The sequence below is a fragment of the Haloarcula sp. H-hyl6 genome (assembly GCF_056934455.1).
Genome location: NZ_JBRIIK010000004.1, coordinates 130,532 through 146,359, shown reverse-complemented (window position 1 = coordinate 146,359; position 15,828 = coordinate 130,532). Strand labels below are relative to the sequence as shown.

Sequence of the window (15,828 nt, the reverse complement as noted above, 5' to 3'; positions counted from 1 at the left end):
ATGGCAGCAATCTCACTCAGCGACATTCGAAAAGAGTACGGCGACCTCGTCGCCGTCAATGATATCGACCTCGAGATACCGCATGGGCAGTTCTTCTGCCTCCTCGGCCCCAGCGGCTGCGGAAAGACAACCACACTCCGCATGATTGCCGGACTGGAGGAGCAAACCAGCGGTACCGTCCAAATCGACGGCGAGGACGTCAGTGATCAACGACCTCGCGAGCGAGATCTCGCAATGGTGTTCCAGGACAACGCGGTCTATCCACACTTAGACGTCTTCGACAACCTCGCGTTCCCGCTCCGGGCACGGGAAATGTCCGAAGACGAGATCGACCAGCAAGTTCACCGGGTTGCCAAGACGCTCGGTATCGAGGATAAGCTCGATGATGACCCGAGTCAGTTGTCCGGCGGTCAGCAACAGCGCATCGCGTTGGGTCGTGCGATGATTCGCGACCCGAAGGCGTTCCTGATGGACGAGCCGCTGTCGGACCTCGACGCGAAGCTCCGCCGCCACATGCGAGTCGAACTCTCCGAGCTCCAATCGGATCTGGGTGCGACGACGGTCTACGTCACTCACGACCAGATCGAGGCGATGACGATGGGCGACCAGATTGCGCTACTGCGCGACGGCCAAGTCGAGCAGGTCGGCCCGCCGCTGGACGTATACAACGAACCAGTTAGTATGTGGGTTGGCGAGTTCCTGGGGGAACCCGGAATGACGTTCTTCGACGCTACAGCCAAGGGCGACCGCGTCGTCGCCGATGAAGACATGTTCGAACTTGCGATCCCTGGTGACGTCGCATCGTCGCTCCCGTCGCGGGTCACGGTCGGCGTCCGACCAGAGAACATCGCGGTCGGCGTCAAGGACGGTATCGACGCGGTCGTCGAAGCTACTGAGAAGGTCGGTGACGCCATTATCCTTCACCTTGACACTGATGGGACGAAATTCACCGCTCAGGCACCTGCCTCCGAGCGCATCGAACGTGGTGACGAAGTGTCCGTCGGGTTTACCGAGCGGGTCCACTTCTTCGACGAGGAAGGCAACATCGTCGAGCGCATCGAGGACGACGCGCTCACTACGCCGGAGGTGACAGCCGAGCAATGAGCGGAACGAGACGTGTCGGCGTGGTCGGTGCCGGTCGGATGGGCGAGCTACACGCCCGTGCTGTCCGCGAGCATCCGCTACTCGCGCTCGGCGGCGTCGCAGACCTCAATGAATCGCGGGCAGCCGATGTCGCGGCCCGTTTCGACACGGACGCCTATGGGGACCACGCTGACCTCTACCAGCAGACGCTGGATGGCGTCGTGGTGGCAACGCCCGAATCCGCCCACGGGGCGCCTGTCCGCGACGCTACCGAGTGGGGCTATGACATCCTCCTCGAGAAGCCGATCTCGGACGATGAAGCCGAAGCGGAAGAGCTCGCCGCCGTCTGTCGCAGGGCGGACGTAGACGTCCTACTCGGATTCACGCTCCGGTTCGACCCCCGGTACGGTGAACTGAAGCGGCGCGCCGACGACGCCGAATTTGGCCGTATTGTCTCGATGCGGGCGGAACGAAGCGTCGTCATTGAGGAGGCCAGGCGGATGCAACGGTCACATCCCCTTCTCTACCAGACCATCCACGACATGGACTTCATGCGCTGGCTGAAAGGGACGCCCGTCGAACGGGTCTACGCCGAGGGCGCACAGGATGTCTTCGCTGACACCGATGTCACGGACGTCGTCTTCTCTACGCTCCGGTTCACGGACGGCACCGTCGGGTGCATCGAAACGGGAAGCATTCTGCCGTCGGCCGCACCTGCTGGCAACCAAGCCAATTTCCACCTCAAGGGTACCGAGGGGATGGCCCGCCTCGACGCACCAGGCGACGACGTCACGGTCACGACCGACACTCACGAGACGCCGGATACAGCGCTCTTCCCCACGGTCAACGACCGCATCAGTGGTGCCATCGCTGCCGAGATGGACCATTTCGGTGGCGTCATCCGTGGGGACGTCAGCCCGGCGGCGACCGTAGACGACGCGTTAGAAGCTGAAGCCATCGCCCGAGCGATGCGTCGCTCGCTGGAGACCGGATCGCCCGAACCAGTTTGGGATCCCACGAAGGACGACGGACCGGAGGAGAGTCGAGATGAGTGACTGGCGGATCAAGGCGCTGGTGCGGGGCCAGATCCGCGGTGACCGTTCCATCAATCTCCAGTATACGGACATGGGTACGCGGTTCTGGCATCCCAGTACCGTCTACTACCTTACCGACGGCGAGCGGAACGTGGTGATCGATACCGGTTACGGGGACCCCGAACAGATCGAGGCTCAGCAACCGCTATTCGACCTCGATGCCGACTGCTCGCTGCGCGACCTGTTGGAAGCGGAAGCCGTCCCACCTGAGGAAGTCGACACGCTCGTACTCTCTCACCTCCACTGGGACCATGCGGGAAACATCGACCTATTCGCGGACGCGGGCGCGGAGATACTGGTACAACGGGAGGCGGCACGGTATGCCGCAAACCCGCTCCCAATCCATGCCGCGGCGTTCCGCTCACCGAGTGCCGGGTACGACCCGTCCTGGACCGATGTTGACTTCGAGTATATCGACGGCGACGAAACCATCGCGCCTGGTCTCCGGGCAATCCATACGCCAGGGCACTCGCCCGGACACACGTCGTTCATTGTCGACGCAGGCAACCAGGCCTACGGTCTCGCCATCGACGTCTTCCCTCTCTACGAGAACTTGGAGGGGATGGATGGCGATGGGTTCCACCCGCCCGGGACGACCGACGACGAGGCGTGGTGGCACTCCGCCAAGCGCGTCACGAATGAGGCAGACGTGGTCATCCCGTCCCACGACCCCGACGGACCGGCAAACGAGTGGGTGACTGACCAATGATCCTCGCGAACGCGAATGTATTCACAGCGACGACCGACCCCATCCGCGAGGAGACGACGATCCGAATCGAGGATGGCCGCATCGATGCGTTCGCCGTCGAGCCGGCTCCCGACGAGGAGGTTATCGACCTTGAGGGGCGGTGGGTGACACCCGGCTTCCTCGACTGTCACGTCCACCTCTCGTTGGACGGGCGCGTGGACCCCTATGAACACGCCGAGTTGAGCGTTCCCGAGCAGACAGCAATCGCGGTTGAGAATGCTCAGAAACAGCTCTGTGCCGGGTTCACGACTGTCCGGGACTGCGGCAGCCGAGCAAATATCGACGTCGGCGTCCGAGACGCCATCGAGTCGACTGAGCTCGTGGGCCCGCGCATCCTCGCAGCCGGCCGCCCGCTCGGCATCACCGGCGGACATGGGTCTTTTCTGGACCCATGGGAGTGCGATGGCCCGAGGGAGTTCCGGCATGCCGCTCGCGCCAACGTTCGCGACGGCGTCGATCTCCTCAAGGTCATCGCAACCGGTGGCGTCATTACGGAGGGCAGCGAGCCCGGCGCCCAGGCGATGACCGACGAGGAACTCGAAACCGTCGTTGAGGAAGCCCACCGTGCCGGGCGACCCGTCGCAGCCCACGCACACGGCGCGGGCGGCATCGAGGCCGCTGTTGAGGCGGGCGTTGACACCGTCGAGCACTGCACCTACGCGACCGGCGGCTCGCTCGACGTCATGGAGACTACCAACGTGGGTTACGTCTCAACCATCATCTCGACCGTGGTCCAGACCACCGACGCCGCCGTCACGGATGGTGTCCGCGAGTACGTTACCGAGAAAGCGACCGACGCTCTCGAGTCCCAGCTCGAGACCTTCCGCGCTGCACAAGATCGCGACGTCCCACTCGTCATCGGGACAGACGCGGGGACGCCGCGCAACCCGCATGGGACCGGTGCGCGCGAGTTCGAACAGTTCGTCGACCACGGATTCGACCCGGCAGATGCGATCCGTGCCGGGACCAGCGTCGCCGCCGACGTACTCGGCCTCGGCGACAATGTTGGCCGGATTGAACCAGGTGCCATCGCGGACCTGGTCGTTCTCCCCGGGGATCCGGTAGCGGATATTACGCACACGCAACAACCAGATATGGTATTCAAAAACGGAACGCTCGTCGCACAGAGAGGTGAACTGGTCTGATGGCGCTGTATGACCTCGTCGCAGTCGCCGTCTGGCTGCTGTTGTTGCCCGTCATCAGGCGCTTGGCAAGTGAACGGTTCGACCTGCGGACTGGGGACGTTATCTTCGTTAGCGTCAATGTCCTCGTCGTCCTAGAACTCCTCTGGCTCCGTGTAGGGTACCCAGCACCGTAACCATGGAGATCACCAAAATCACCATTCACAGGTACGATCTGCCGCTGGAAGAGCCGTTTGTCACCTCGATGCGCCCTATCTATGACCTTGGTCGCGTGCTCGTGGAAATCGAGACCAGCGCCAGTATTACTGGCTACGGTGAGGCTGCACCAGCCCATGAGGTGACCGGCGAGACTCAGGGGTCGACGGTCGCAGTCCTCGAGGATGTCCTCGCCCCATACGTCCTCGGCGAGGACCCCCTTGCGCTGGACCGAGTCACAGACGAAATGCGGACGTTCGTCGACGGCGCGCCCGCTGCCCACACGGCCATCGAGCTCGCGATGCAAGACATCCGTGGGAAGGTCGCCGACCTGCCCCTATTCAAGCTACTCGGCGGGAGCGGTGAGACTGCCAGCGTCGAAGCCCCCGCTGTTCTGAGTATGAAGCCACCGGAGGCGATGGCCGACGCCGCCGAGCAGGCAGTCGACGACGGATACACGCAGCTGAAACTCAAGGTTGGCGACGACCCATCGACCGACATCAAGCGCATTCAGCACGTCACCGAGGCAGTACCCCACGATGTCTCGCTCAAGGTCGACGTCAACCAGGCCTGGCGAGATGCGAAGACGGCCCTCTCGGTGCTCAACGAAGTGGATGACCACCTCGACGTAGTTGAACAGCCCGTTGCCCCGGAAAACGTTGATGACCTCCGACTCCTCCGGGAGCGGACGTCCGTTCCTGTCATGCCGGACGAGTCCGTCGAATCCGCCGCCGACGCGATGACCCTCATCAAGCACGGGGCTGGCGATGTCTTTAACGTCAAGCTGATGAAGGCGGGCGGCATCTCTGAGGCCGTTCGACTCAACGCCGTCGCCGAGGCCGACCATCGCCGAACCCAGCTCGGTTCAATGGTCGAGGGACACGTTGGTACCGCCGCGGGCGTCCACTTTGTTGCAGCACTTGACAACGTCGTTTGGAACGAGATGGTCGGCCCGTTCATGACCACCGATGGCATTGGTGATCTCCAGACCGACTGTCCCGAGATCTCTATCGATGGGCCAGGCCTCGGTGTCGAGATAGACCGCGGCGCACTAGCCGACCGACGGACTGACCGCATCGTGGTCGAGTGACCACCTCCTTATTGCAGGCCCTTCTCACTCGGGGAGCCGCCGACGTTCTGCCCGTGTGACCGTATCAGTCCGAAACAACCGGTCTATTCCTGCTCTAAGAACGACCGCACTCGTTAGGACTGGAGACAGTACCGTGAACTGCCTTAGTCAAGTTGTTCGAGCGTTTCGACGTCGGTAATCAACTCTTCACGCTGAGATCTGAGCGAGTCGAGTTGTGTGTCGCGACTCTCTAGTTCGTCGTCGATGTCCGCGAGCTTGCGCTCGATCCCTTCTCGCCGGTTCTGTTGTTGTTTGGCTTCGCGCTGGGTGGCTTTCAAGCCCTTGAGTTCGGACTTGACTTCGTCCAGCACCTACACTAGGTTTAGGCGACGTTCTTAGAAACGTTCAATGGTGTTCTCGGTTTGGTTATACTCGACTGTCAATCCACACGTCCAACAGGTGACTTCGTTATCGCCGTTAGCAATCAGTTCATCGGTCGGTGATCCGGCTGACTCTGGCTGATCAGCTGTCTCGAGCGTCTCAAGCATTTTGTAGTCTGCATCCTCCAATCGCTCTTCGTTATACTCAATGAGGCTTTGAAGGTCAGATATCCGTGAATTCAGCGTTTAGCTGTTCTCGCGGAGCCGTTCGATCTCGGTGTCGGGGTGCTGGTGATCGCCCATCGGCGTCTCGATCAACGATTTGAGTTCGTTTTCCAGTCCACTCCGTTCTTGCTTGAGTTAGGTGACACTCTCCAATTGAGGCTTGATTTGGTGGCTCGTCGAGGTGTGTACAAGGCGGTTCGGACAGGGTTCCTCGGATTCAGATTCAAGTTCGTTTCTTTGGGTATTCTCTATACCATCCATTATCAAATTCCATATTATAACTTTTATTTTTATATCTTATTCAATTTTTTGTCCTTGGTATTGAATTAATACAAAAGGTAGTATCTATGCTTAATTTGGAAATAGTACTCTCCAATATAGAATTTTTTGACTTGTATCTGTATCCAGAGTTTTGAATTACGATAGGATATGGCGCCGTGTCTGCGTTACCCAAATCAGCATCTCCATGCCATTTCGGTCGCTAAGGCTGACTATCTCTAATTCTGCCGACCTGAAGGGGCAATGGTCCACCAAACATAAGAATCTCAATAATACTTGCATCGGATAATAACTAGTGTACTCTTGTTACTATACACTCTAATTGCTTTATTCGACTTGCATCAGTGAACTCATCTACTGGAACGATTACGATTAAGCTTGGTTCTGGTGGTAGCATTGAGAGAATTTTAATCAGACCATCGCGTTGCCGCTTTCTCTTGCTACCCCTCTCGTCGCTATATCGTGTACAAGAACCACTAGCGGTCTTCCTTGGTGGTTGGCCTAACTACTCTGCTGATCCAGTTGTCGTCGGGGTTCGGCGACCGCCGGTTCGTGATTCTCTTGGCTGGGTGATGCTATCGTTGTGACGGGTGGTTGGTTGAGCGCAACGCAGAAAACTAACATAGTAACAGCCAAGTGATTTGTTTCGGGAGTAGTGACAAAACTATTTATTCCGATAGTGAGCGATGAATTCGGCGATTTTAGCACCGCTACGGACAGTACGATCGGCCGGCACCCAATCGGCGATCCCGTCACATCAAGTATCCCCGCTGGGTTTAGGCTGCCAGGTCAACGATGTGACGACCCAGAGTCCATCATGTTTGTTCATTTCGAACATTGAGAAGAGCTCACACGGGTTGCCGAAGCAATCCCCTCAAGCAGCTTCAGATCGTCAGTCTTCCTCAGACGCGGACACACCCTCGAAGTCCTCTCGAAACGCCCGATACCCGGCTGGTCCCCGAACAGCGACTTCTCTGAGGGCGTCTTGGTGTGAGTCCTGCCGGTCCTCAACAAGAGTCGCCAAGCGGGACTCGAGCTTGGAGACGACCTCGGGATTCTCGTCTGCTAGGTTCGTTTGTTCCCATGGATCTGCTTCCATATCGTGAAGTTGCAACTCTGAGATGGCACCGTCCCACATCCCGGTATGATATGTCTTGATGAGTTTCCATCGGTCCGTCCGAATCGCCCGCTGGGCGGTATACAGACCATGATCCACGAATATCGCATCTCGCCAGTCCGCATCGGCGGACTCGATTACAGGCCACAGTGAGCGTCCTTGCCACCGTGCCGGTGCCTCGAACCCCGCGAATTCAGCTAACGTGGGTGCCATATCGACGTTCGTCACGAGCTGTGATCGGTGGCCGGTATCGACAGTGGCGTCGGCCGGCGGCTTGACAAGCAGGGGAACGCGCTGTGTCCCATCGTAAGTACTCCAATGTTCTCGATACAAGCCGTGTTCACCAAATTCTTCACCGTGGTCGGCGGTGACGACGATGAGCGTCTCATCGTACAGCCCTCTCTGCTTGAGATACTCAAAGAGTCGGCCAAGATGTCGATCGGCGTAGTGTATTTCAGCGTCGTAGTTCGCGATCATCTGCTGGAGGTCCGCACGGTCTTCGATGTCCATATGCGTCGCGGAGCGCCACGCGTCCCACTCCCGGTGTTCGTCGATCTGTTCGGCCGTCGGGTAAGGCGGTGCTGATCCGTCCTCGAACTCCGTCACCTCGTCGTCGGACCGGCGATACGGACCGTGTGGATCCCACAGTTGAACATACATGAACAGGTCGTCGTCCTGGGCCGACAGCGCATCGATCGCTGTGTCAACGACGGTCTCAGCTCGTGGGGTCTGGAAAGACTCTCGGTCCCCGACGGGCTCCTGTATCTGATGGACCTCGTGCCAGGTGTCGTGGAACCACGGGGCCGGGTGCCGGGGGAACGACGAGATCGCGATCGTCGGGACCCGCTCCTCGTAGAACATACGTGGGAGACTCCACCACTCCCGGCCCGGGACGTGGTCGCTCCAAGTCCCAGCCCACTCGACCTCGTTGGCAGGATGGGTGAGCTGTTGGGACTGAGGGCCATGCGTCTCGATTCCGTTTCGGAGGCCATAGCGTCCCGTAAGGAGTGCCGCCCGCGAAGGCAGACATGGCGAGTTAGCGACGTATGCCCTGTCGAACGCTACCGCGTCTTGTGCGAGCGAATCGATGTTCGGTGTCGTCTCAGCATCATACCCGTATACACCCACGTGGTCGGCACGAAGCGAATCGATATCGATGTAGAGTGTGAGCATCAGCGAATAATGGAGAACCAGTCGTGTTAAAGGTACAGGTGGGTAGCATTACATCGCGCATACGTGCGTGGGTAAACGTGGTGCGAGTGAAGTGACAACAGTAGACGTGGTATTCAAGAGGAGTGCGTGGACATGGAACATCGCTTGATCGTGTGGGTTTGAGACAGATTCACAACCGCGTTATCCCCTCCAGTTGTCCGTCTGGCGGCCAGAGTGGGCTGCGGAGCTTCGTCGAGACCCCGCGACTCTCCACGTTATTAGCGTCACATCTGTCCGCGCCCGACGTTCGAAATGAGCGAACAGTTTTTTGTGGATCGACCCTTAGTATGGATGTATGGGAAATGGCGAACAGCAAACTGTTCGGGCCGTCGATACGACAATCGCCATCTTGGAGGCGGTCCAGGAGCGGGAGCCCGCAGGCGTGTCGGAACTGGCCAGGGCGCTGGGCATGTCCAAGGCAAATGTTCACAAACATCTCGTAACGCTATGTGAGCACGGTTTCCTAATTCGTGATGCGAGCAAATACCGACCCGGGCTCCGGCTTTTCGAAATGGGGTCGTCCGTCCGTAGACATCATCCGCTGTATCGTGAGGCCGCATCGAACGTGCAGGAACTCTCCAAGGTCACGAACAGGCCGGCTACACTGTTGGTGCCTAATCGCTGCATGGGCATCTACATCCAATCCATCGACCCGGACGACCGAAGTAGACCAGGAGATATGGAAGGGGTCCAACGCCCACTCCACGAGACTGCGTCGGGACAAGCCGTTCTGGCCTGTTATGACGTGGATGAGCGCTCCGACCGACTCCCCGAAAACCTCTCAGACGACAGGAACCGGACCGTGACCGAGAATGTTGACCGGATCAACAATGATGGCATCACGGTCTCGACCTTACCATGGGATTCGGACCTGTGTGAGATTGCCGCGCCGATCACGGTCGACGGGAATCCCGTCGGTTCAATCGGCCTAGTGATCGATAGCACCGCCGACTCGAGCGAACAGATAAGACCTAACTACGGCCAACTCGTCAAAAAGGCGGGAGAGACCCTTTCGAAGCGGATGCATCTCCGATACAGTTCCGAGTCGTGAGCGGCGGTCTCCTTGTCAGATGGTCACGGTTGGACCTTCTGATGTCCGTTCGCTCCCCGTCTTTGCGTTGCATTTCTAAATTATTCACGGGAGTCCTTGCTGATGTTGGCGTAACAGTCTACTGTATCATCGCCTGGGAAATGTTTTTGTATCGGTACCTGATGTTAGGAGGTACGACGATGTCGAGACCAAATATCGTAGTCTTATTTACTGATCAGCAACAGGGAGCAACGGTCCATCCGGACTCACCTTGTCAGACGCCAACTCTCGACGAATTCGGTGAGTCGGGTACGCGGTTCGAACGGTGTTACTCACCGAATCCAATCTGTTCACCGTCCCGGGCGAGCTTTATGACCGGTGTCCTACCCCATGTCCACGGGATGATTAACGTCACACATGGTGTAGAACCATACGGTGCGCAATTTCAATCAGAGTTGGCCACCTGGGGCGAACGACTCAGCGATGCGGGCTACACGAACGGGTATTTCGGAAAGTGGCACGTCGAGCGCAGTGGCGACCTCGATAAGTTCGGGTTCGACAACTATGGCATCCTCCGTTCGGACGAGTTCCAGTCCTCGTTTCACGACTATCGTGCCGAGCTTGGCCTCCCGCCTGAACCCGACCGCTCGCCAGACGGCGTTGCCGACTCCATCACCGTTGAGGATGAGGGCTATGAGGACTTCCTTCTTAGCGGACGGATCGAGGAACCAGTTGAGGGGATGGCCGATCACTTTGTCTACTCACAGGGTATAGATTTTATCCGCGAGGCTGCCGAATTCGATAATCCTTGGAGCACCGTCATCAGCACGTACGCTCCCCACGATCCCTACCTTCCACCGACAGAGTTTCGGGAACGATATGACCTCGACGACATCGAGCTGCCCGAGAGCTTCGACGATCCACTGACCGACGGCCCCTCGCTCTATCGACGCCAACAAGAGGTCTGGTCGGACCTCTCACGCGAGGAGCGTCTCGAAGTTGTCGCCTCCTACTGGGCGTACTGTACGTTCCTCGACCAACAGGTCGAGCGGGTCGTCGAGACGCTGCGTGAGACCGACCAACTCGAAGATACAATCATCATCTACACCTCGGACCATGGTGATTACGCTGGTTCCCATGGACTGTTCCTTAAGGGGGCACCAGCATTCGAGGAGGCCTATCGTGTCCCGTGCCTCGTTCGGACTCCAGACGAGTACCCTGACGGGATTGTCCGGGACGACATCGTCCAGTTGCAGGACCTAGCGGCGACGATTGTTGACTTGGCCGTCGGGGATGAATTCCCGCCCACGTCGCGGCTATCGCCTGCGAATCCTCACGCCCGTGGTGGCGAGAACGTCGCTAAACTCGAGGGCGACCCCTCATTCACGGCGACATCCTTAGTCCCGTTCCTGTGCGACGAGACTCCCGATGATCACCGGAACGAAGCCTTTGCCGAGTTCCACGGCCAGGACTTCCCTTGGACACAGCGGGTCTACTGGTACGACGACATGAAGTACGTGTTCAACACGTTCGACGAGGACGAACTGTACAACTTAGCCGCTGACCCACACGAATTGAACAACGTGGCTGACGACCCCGAGTACGAGGAAGACAAGCGAGCTCTCGCCGAGCGGATGTGGGAAATTGCCCGCGAGACTGGAGACTACCAGATCTCAGAACTGCACTACGGAATGCACAGGTTCGCCCCAGTCGGTCCTAACGGTCGGAACCAAACGTAGCGACGCACGCGGACGATCCACGGGTTACGTCGAATGACGCCAACGTTTATTGTCGTTTCCCGACTGTAGCCGATATGCAAAATAACGAGATGTTCACCGAGGTTCTCACGGACGCTGGCTTCTCCCAGTATGAGGCGGATGTCTATCTCTCGGTTCTCAGGCTCACGGACACGAGTGTAGCGGATATTGCAGAGGACTCTCCCGTTCCACGCTCTCGGGTGTACGGCGTACTCCGTGAACTCGAACAGCAGGGCTACCTGGAGACCTACGAGGAGGATTCACTCCGGGCTCGCATTACCGATCCCTCGACTGTGGCGAATGAACTGAACGAGAAATCGCAGCGGTTCGAGGAAACGGCGGCGGAGATAGAGGAGATGTGGGAACAGCCACCGATTAGACAACACAGCGTCCAGGTCTTTCAGAACCACACCGCGACGGTCGACGAAGCTCGGGACCGATTGCTTGATGCAGAGACTATCGTCCATTTGGCCGCTTCGCCAGACGAGCTCGAACAATTACAAGACACATTGGCGACACTACACGAGCGTGATGTCATCGTCCGTATCGCCCTCCACGAAGGGTTCCGTGAGGTCGACGACCCGGCTGAGCTGGGTGTCCAGTACTCGGCCGTGGCCAGTGAGGTCCGATTCTGTAACTCACTGTTGCCGTTCTTGGCCATGATCGACGGCGATCTGACCATCTTCGGGGTGCAAAGGAGACACGGCAACGAATACGGGATGGTTATCGACGACCACATTCACTCCTCTATCCTTCACTGGTATTTCCAGATACAGCTCTGGGAGCCCTGGAACACCGTCCACTCTTCTGCGGAGACAGACGAGATGACGTACATCAGCATCCGGGAGTTCATCAGGGACATCGAGTCTGTGCGAAAGTCAGACGAGCGGGTCCGTGTACGCGTTGAGGGTATCGAGACCTTCTCTGGCGAACAGGTGACGATCACCGGAACGCTGAACGATATCGTCTATACAGACTCCGAAGTCGCCGACACGCAGCCATTCAGCCAGTTGTTCATCCAGGCAGCTATTGTCGTCTCCGACGACGGGGAGAACTACACCATCGGCGGCTACGGGGCAATTCTGGAGGACGTCCGGGCGATACAGATCACTGTCCTTTCGATTGAGTGATCTCCCTTACTCCCCAGTATCCAACACTCTCTGTAGAATCATTCACCAATATGTGGTTATATTCACCCCCAATTTTATGTGGGGGGAGTCTTATCTACGAGGTATGCCATCAGAGAACAGTGGCAGTACCAGCAAGCTGAAGCGGCGCAAATTCATTGCAACGACCGGTGCGACGGGCGTATCCTTGATCGCCGGCTGTGGCGGCGACGGTGGCGACGGTGGTGGCGGCGGCGACGGTGCTGACGGCGGCTCCACGGGCAGCAGCGGTGGTGATGGTGTCGAGCTAAGCATGCTCATGTTCACCGGACAGGCAACGGATGAAAACCTCGACGCGTTCGACTCGACGATCTCGAGTTTCGAGGAGCAGACCGGCCACACGGTCGATACGTCCGGCATCGCCCAGGCTGGCCAGATCATCAACCAGACCCGGACGGCAGTTCAGGGCGGAAGTCCACCCAACGTCGCAGCAGTTCCGGCCGGTGGCATCTTGGGGATGATCGACAACGACCTACTCGAACCGGTCGGTGAACGCCTCGACAGCTCCGACCAACTCAGCCGGTCGGACTTCACCCGCGAGCGAAAGTTCGACATCGGCTCGCTAAATGGTGACACTCTGTACGGCATTCCGTTCATGTCCGGCCATTGGGGCTCGCTGTACTACAATGCGGACATGCTTGAGCAGGCCGGCTACGACCCGATGGAGCCGAACTTCACCACATGGCCGGAGTTCATGGAGGTTGCGAACGATGTCAAGGACAGCGTCGGCGTGCAACCGGTTGGGTTCTCGGGTGCCGACCACATCCACTCGACGGTACAATGGCACGGCTTCTTCGCCACCACTGGCAGAGGGTCGTGGCTCAACGAGGACCAGTCGAGCACGGTACTCAACGAGGAGCCGGGCATCTCCACGGCCCAATTCACCCAGCAGGGTATCGAGGATAACCTCGTTCCAGACGGTGTCGTTAACCAGAACGCGCTGGACTTCCGAGAACTGTTCCAGTCCGAGCAACTCTTCGCCTATCAGACCGGGAGCTGGGAAAAAGCTGCCCTTGACCAATCGGATGTCACCTACGGAATTACCTACAATCCCCAGGCCCCCAACGGGCGTGCGTCCGGTTTCTCCGGCGGATGGTTCTTCGTCATCCCGCGCGGGGCGGAGAACGTCGACGAGTCTTGGCAGCTGATCGAACACCTCATGCAGGTGGACAACCTCACCTCGTACTCGGGGCTACCACCAATTCTCACCGACGGGCTGAAGACCACGTTCGAGGGGTTCCAGGACGGCCTTGGGCGTGACGTCGGAGACATCTTCGTTGAAGAGATCCTGAACTCCTCCTTCCCAACCATCCATCCCAACCAGGGACGGATGTGGTCGGCACACCGTGAAGAGATTCAGCAGATTCTCCTCGGCAACAAGAGCGCGGAAAAGGCCATGAACGATCTGGACAGCGCCATCACCGACCTTCTGTAGACGACAGTCGGCCCGGTCTGGTCCCAAACTGTTTTTTACTTCTGCGTTATTGTCTGTGATGAACACACCACATCATACCATGTCAGAAACCAACGTGACCAAGCCGATATCGAGTCTCAATCGCATCAAAGAGCGGTTACAGGAGCTAGGGATAAGCCCCGGCAGCGCGTTTATCCTGCCGACGTTCCTGCTGATTGCCGGCCTCTTGCTGTACCCAATGATAAATACCCTACTGCTCAGCATTGGTGTGACAAAGGGTGGGTTTACTCTGTCGCACTACGAGACGCTGTTCACTGCTGACTGGTTCGTTCCGGTGATCAGGAACAGCGCCGTGTGGGTGCTCCTCGGGGCTTTCCTACAGATTGTCGTCGGGTTCGGGCTGGCACTGCTCCTGAACACGGAACTGCCTGGGAAGCGGTACCTCCGCGGCCTCTATCTGCTTCCCTGGATCACCCCGGCCGTCGTCGTCGCTCTTGTGTTCACCTGGATGTACAACCCGCAGTTCGGGATTATCAACCACCTGCTGATGCAGGCTGGTCTCATTGGATCGCCCATCCAGTGGCTCTCGAACCCGAACATCGCACTATTTTCGCTCATTATCGCGGGCGTCTGGAAACGGTTCCCCTTCGTGATGATCATGCTCTTGGCGGGCCTTCAAGACATCGACGATCAGCTCACAAACGCTGCAATCATCGACGGTGCACCGTACTTCGCACGGATGCGCCATGTGACCCTGCCCCAGTTGATGCCGGTGTTGAAGATCGTCGTACTCCTCTCGGTCATCTGGTGTTTCAATCAGTTCGCCATCATCTACACCGCGACCGGCGGTGGGCCGATTGGCTCGACGATGATCTTCCCAGTGAAGGTGTACGAACTCGGATTCCAGCAGTTCAACTTCGGGCTGGCAACGGCACTGTCGGTCATCATGTTCGGCATCATGTTGCTGTTCATGATGGCCTACATGCGCACGCTGCGTAGCCAGGGGGTGGAACTGTGAGTTCCGCAACTGCGGAATACGAGTCGAAGGGGCGACGGTACCTCCGGTACCTAGCAGCGTACACCTTCCTCGCTATCGTGCTGTTCCCCATCTACTGGATCATCAGCTCGTCGGTCAAATCACCAGACGCGATCGTCTCCGTCCCACCGTCGCTGGTCCCCGCTCCGGGGACTCTGACGTTCCAGCACTATCAGGCCGTCCTCGACGGCCCGATGCCCGATTACTTCCTGAACAGTGTCATCGTGACGCTCACGACGATGGTCCTGTCAGTCATTCTCTCGGTGTTTGCTGGCTACGGCTGGGCAAAGTTCGAGTTCCGTGGGTCGCGGTTCACGTCCACGTTCGTCATCCTCAGCCGTATCTTCCCCATCGTGGTCATCCTCGTTCCACTCTTCCAGATCCTACGCACGCTCGGGCTCCTCAACTCGCATCCGGGCCTTGTGCTCTCGTACTTCGTGTACACCCTGCCGCTAACTGCCTGGATGCTCAAGGGATTCTTCGAGAATATCCCGGACAACGTCATTCGAGCGGCGCGCGTGGATGGGTTCTCCGAGATTCGCATCTTCGTCGAGATCGTGCTCCCGATGGTTCGTCCCGGTATCATCGCCACAGCGCTGTTCTCGGTGGTCATCGCCTGGCAGGAACTCGTCTTCGCACTGACCTTCCTCCAAGATGACGGGCTCTACACTATGCCCGTCGCCTTGGTCGGACTGACGAACCAATACAACATCCAATGGGGACTGATGATGGCTGCATCGTTTGCCTTCATGCTCCCCGTGGCGGTACTGTTCCTGCTCACCCAGAAGTACTTTATCAAGGGCATCACGGGCGGGGCATCGGCGTAGCCCCTTCGACCGACGAATAGTCGGGCCCTCGACTCGTTCCCGAATCGGTCGGCC

Annotated in this window: 14 protein-coding genes; 12 read left to right on the top strand and 2 right to left on the bottom strand. The window is 58.4% G+C overall.

What is annotated here, in order from left to right:
- The 6 genes from Hhyl6_RS21375 to Hhyl6_RS21350 are packed head-to-tail and all read left to right on the top strand — an operon-like array spanning window position 1 to window position 5,352.
- On the top strand, window positions 1-1,104 hold the full coding sequence (locus Hhyl6_RS21375; protein ID WP_483741272.1) for an ABC transporter ATP-binding protein: 1,104 nt from the start codon (window positions 1-3) through the stop codon (window positions 1,102-1,104).
- A complete protein-coding gene (locus Hhyl6_RS21370) occupies window positions 1,101-2,138 on the top strand; it encodes a Gfo/Idh/MocA family protein (protein ID WP_483741271.1) in 1,038 nt (345 codons plus the stop codon). The genes Hhyl6_RS21375 and Hhyl6_RS21370 overlap by 4 nt, the downstream gene beginning before the upstream one ends.
- Window positions 2,131-2,886: an N-acyl homoserine lactonase family protein gene (locus Hhyl6_RS21365; RefSeq protein WP_483741270.1), complete on the top strand. Its 756-nt coding sequence runs from the start codon at window positions 2,131-2,133 to the stop codon at window positions 2,884-2,886. The genes Hhyl6_RS21370 and Hhyl6_RS21365 overlap by 8 nt, the downstream gene beginning before the upstream one ends.
- The gene (locus Hhyl6_RS21360; RefSeq protein WP_483741269.1) at window positions 2,883-4,070 is read left to right on the top strand and encodes a metal-dependent hydrolase family protein; all 1,188 of its coding nucleotides are present in this window, start codon (window positions 2,883-2,885) and stop codon (window positions 4,068-4,070) included. The genes Hhyl6_RS21365 and Hhyl6_RS21360 overlap by 4 nt, the downstream gene beginning before the upstream one ends.
- Window positions 4,070-4,243 (top strand): hypothetical protein, encoded by a 174-nt coding sequence (locus Hhyl6_RS21355; RefSeq protein WP_483741268.1) that lies wholly within the window; start codon window positions 4,070-4,072, stop codon window positions 4,241-4,243. Before Hhyl6_RS21360 ends, Hhyl6_RS21355 begins: the two co-directional genes overlap by 1 nt.
- A gap of 2 nt (window positions 4,244-4,245) precedes the next feature.
- Entirely contained in the window at window positions 4,246-5,352 is a 1,107-nt protein-coding gene (locus Hhyl6_RS21350; RefSeq protein ID WP_483741267.1) for a mandelate racemase/muconate lactonizing enzyme family protein, read from the top strand.
- A 143-nt stretch (window positions 5,353-5,495) separates the two neighbouring features.
- On the opposite strand, the gene Hhyl6_RS21345 is transcribed toward Hhyl6_RS21350, so the two are convergent.
- Together Hhyl6_RS21345 and Hhyl6_RS21340 are read right to left on the bottom strand one after the other, a co-directional pair.
- Window positions 5,496-5,702, bottom strand: coding sequence for a hypothetical protein (locus tag Hhyl6_RS21345; RefSeq protein WP_483741266.1), 207 nt, complete (start codon window positions 5,700-5,702; stop codon window positions 5,496-5,498).
- Window positions 5,703-7,107: 1,405 nt separating this feature from the next.
- Window positions 7,108-8,505: a sulfatase family protein gene (locus tag Hhyl6_RS21340; protein WP_483741265.1), complete on the bottom strand. Its 1,398-nt coding sequence runs from the start codon at window positions 8,503-8,505 to the stop codon at window positions 7,108-7,110.
- Window positions 8,506-8,839: 334 nt separating this feature from the next.
- On the opposite strand from Hhyl6_RS21340, the gene Hhyl6_RS21335 reads away from it, so the two are divergent.
- The 6 genes from Hhyl6_RS21335 to Hhyl6_RS21310 all read left to right on the top strand — a co-directional run bounded on the left by Hhyl6_RS21335 (window position 8,840) and on the right by Hhyl6_RS21310 (window position 15,774).
- Window positions 8,840-9,595 (top strand): IclR family transcriptional regulator, encoded by a 756-nt coding sequence (locus Hhyl6_RS21335; protein WP_483741264.1) that lies wholly within the window; start codon window positions 8,840-8,842, stop codon window positions 9,593-9,595.
- A gap of 41 nt (window positions 9,596-9,636) precedes the next feature.
- Window positions 9,637-11,313: a sulfatase-like hydrolase/transferase gene (locus tag Hhyl6_RS21330; RefSeq protein WP_483741263.1), complete on the top strand. Its 1,677-nt coding sequence runs from the start codon at window positions 9,637-9,639 to the stop codon at window positions 11,311-11,313.
- Window positions 11,314-11,387: 74 nt separating this feature from the next.
- Window positions 11,388-12,461: a TrmB family transcriptional regulator gene (locus tag Hhyl6_RS21325; RefSeq protein WP_483741262.1), complete on the top strand. Its 1,074-nt coding sequence runs from the start codon at window positions 11,388-11,390 to the stop codon at window positions 12,459-12,461.
- A gap of 103 nt (window positions 12,462-12,564) precedes the next feature.
- Complete coding sequence (locus Hhyl6_RS21320; protein WP_483741261.1) at window positions 12,565-13,932, top strand: ABC transporter substrate-binding protein; 1,368 nt, start codon at window positions 12,565-12,567, stop codon at window positions 13,930-13,932.
- Between the two features lie 79 nt (window positions 13,933-14,011).
- Window positions 14,012-14,929, top strand: a complete 918-nt coding sequence (locus Hhyl6_RS21315; protein WP_483741260.1) for a carbohydrate ABC transporter permease — start codon at window positions 14,012-14,014, stop codon at window positions 14,927-14,929.
- Entirely contained in the window at window positions 14,926-15,774 is an 849-nt protein-coding gene (locus tag Hhyl6_RS21310) for a carbohydrate ABC transporter permease (protein WP_483741259.1), read from the top strand. Before Hhyl6_RS21315 ends, Hhyl6_RS21310 begins: the two co-directional genes overlap by 4 nt.
- Window positions 15,775-15,828: the final 54 nt, after the last annotated feature.

What these genes read in the sequence shown, in the direction of transcription:
- Hhyl6_RS21375 (WP_483741272.1), top strand. Translation starts at nt 1, where the DNA reads ATGGCAGCAATCTCACTCAGCGACATTCGAAAAGAGTACGGCGACCTC.
- Hhyl6_RS21370 (WP_483741271.1), top strand. Translation starts at nt 1,101, where the DNA reads ATGAGCGGAACGAGACGTGTCGGCGTGGTCGGTGCCGGTCGGATGGGC.
- Hhyl6_RS21365 (WP_483741270.1), top strand. Translation starts at nt 2,131, where the DNA reads ATGAGTGACTGGCGGATCAAGGCGCTGGTGCGGGGCCAGATCCGCGGT.
- Hhyl6_RS21360 (WP_483741269.1), top strand. Translation starts at nt 2,883, where the DNA reads ATGATCCTCGCGAACGCGAATGTATTCACAGCGACGACCGACCCCATC.
- Hhyl6_RS21355 (WP_483741268.1), top strand. Translation starts at nt 4,070, where the DNA reads ATGGCGCTGTATGACCTCGTCGCAGTCGCCGTCTGGCTGCTGTTGTTG.
- Hhyl6_RS21350 (WP_483741267.1), top strand. Translation starts at nt 4,246, where the DNA reads ATGGAGATCACCAAAATCACCATTCACAGGTACGATCTGCCGCTGGAA.
- Hhyl6_RS21340 (WP_483741265.1), bottom strand. Translation starts at nt 8,505, where the DNA reads ATGCTCACACTCTACATCGATATCGATTCGCTTCGTGCCGACCACGTG.
- Hhyl6_RS21335 (WP_483741264.1), top strand. Translation starts at nt 8,840, where the DNA reads ATGGGAAATGGCGAACAGCAAACTGTTCGGGCCGTCGATACGACAATC.
- Hhyl6_RS21330 (WP_483741263.1), top strand. Translation starts at nt 9,637, where the DNA reads ATGTCCGTTCGCTCCCCGTCTTTGCGTTGCATTTCTAAATTATTCACG.
- Hhyl6_RS21325 (WP_483741262.1), top strand. Translation starts at nt 11,388, where the DNA reads ATGCAAAATAACGAGATGTTCACCGAGGTTCTCACGGACGCTGGCTTC.
- Hhyl6_RS21320 (WP_483741261.1), top strand. Translation starts at nt 12,565, where the DNA reads ATGCCATCAGAGAACAGTGGCAGTACCAGCAAGCTGAAGCGGCGCAAA.
- Hhyl6_RS21315 (WP_483741260.1), top strand. Translation starts at nt 14,012, where the DNA reads ATGTCAGAAACCAACGTGACCAAGCCGATATCGAGTCTCAATCGCATC.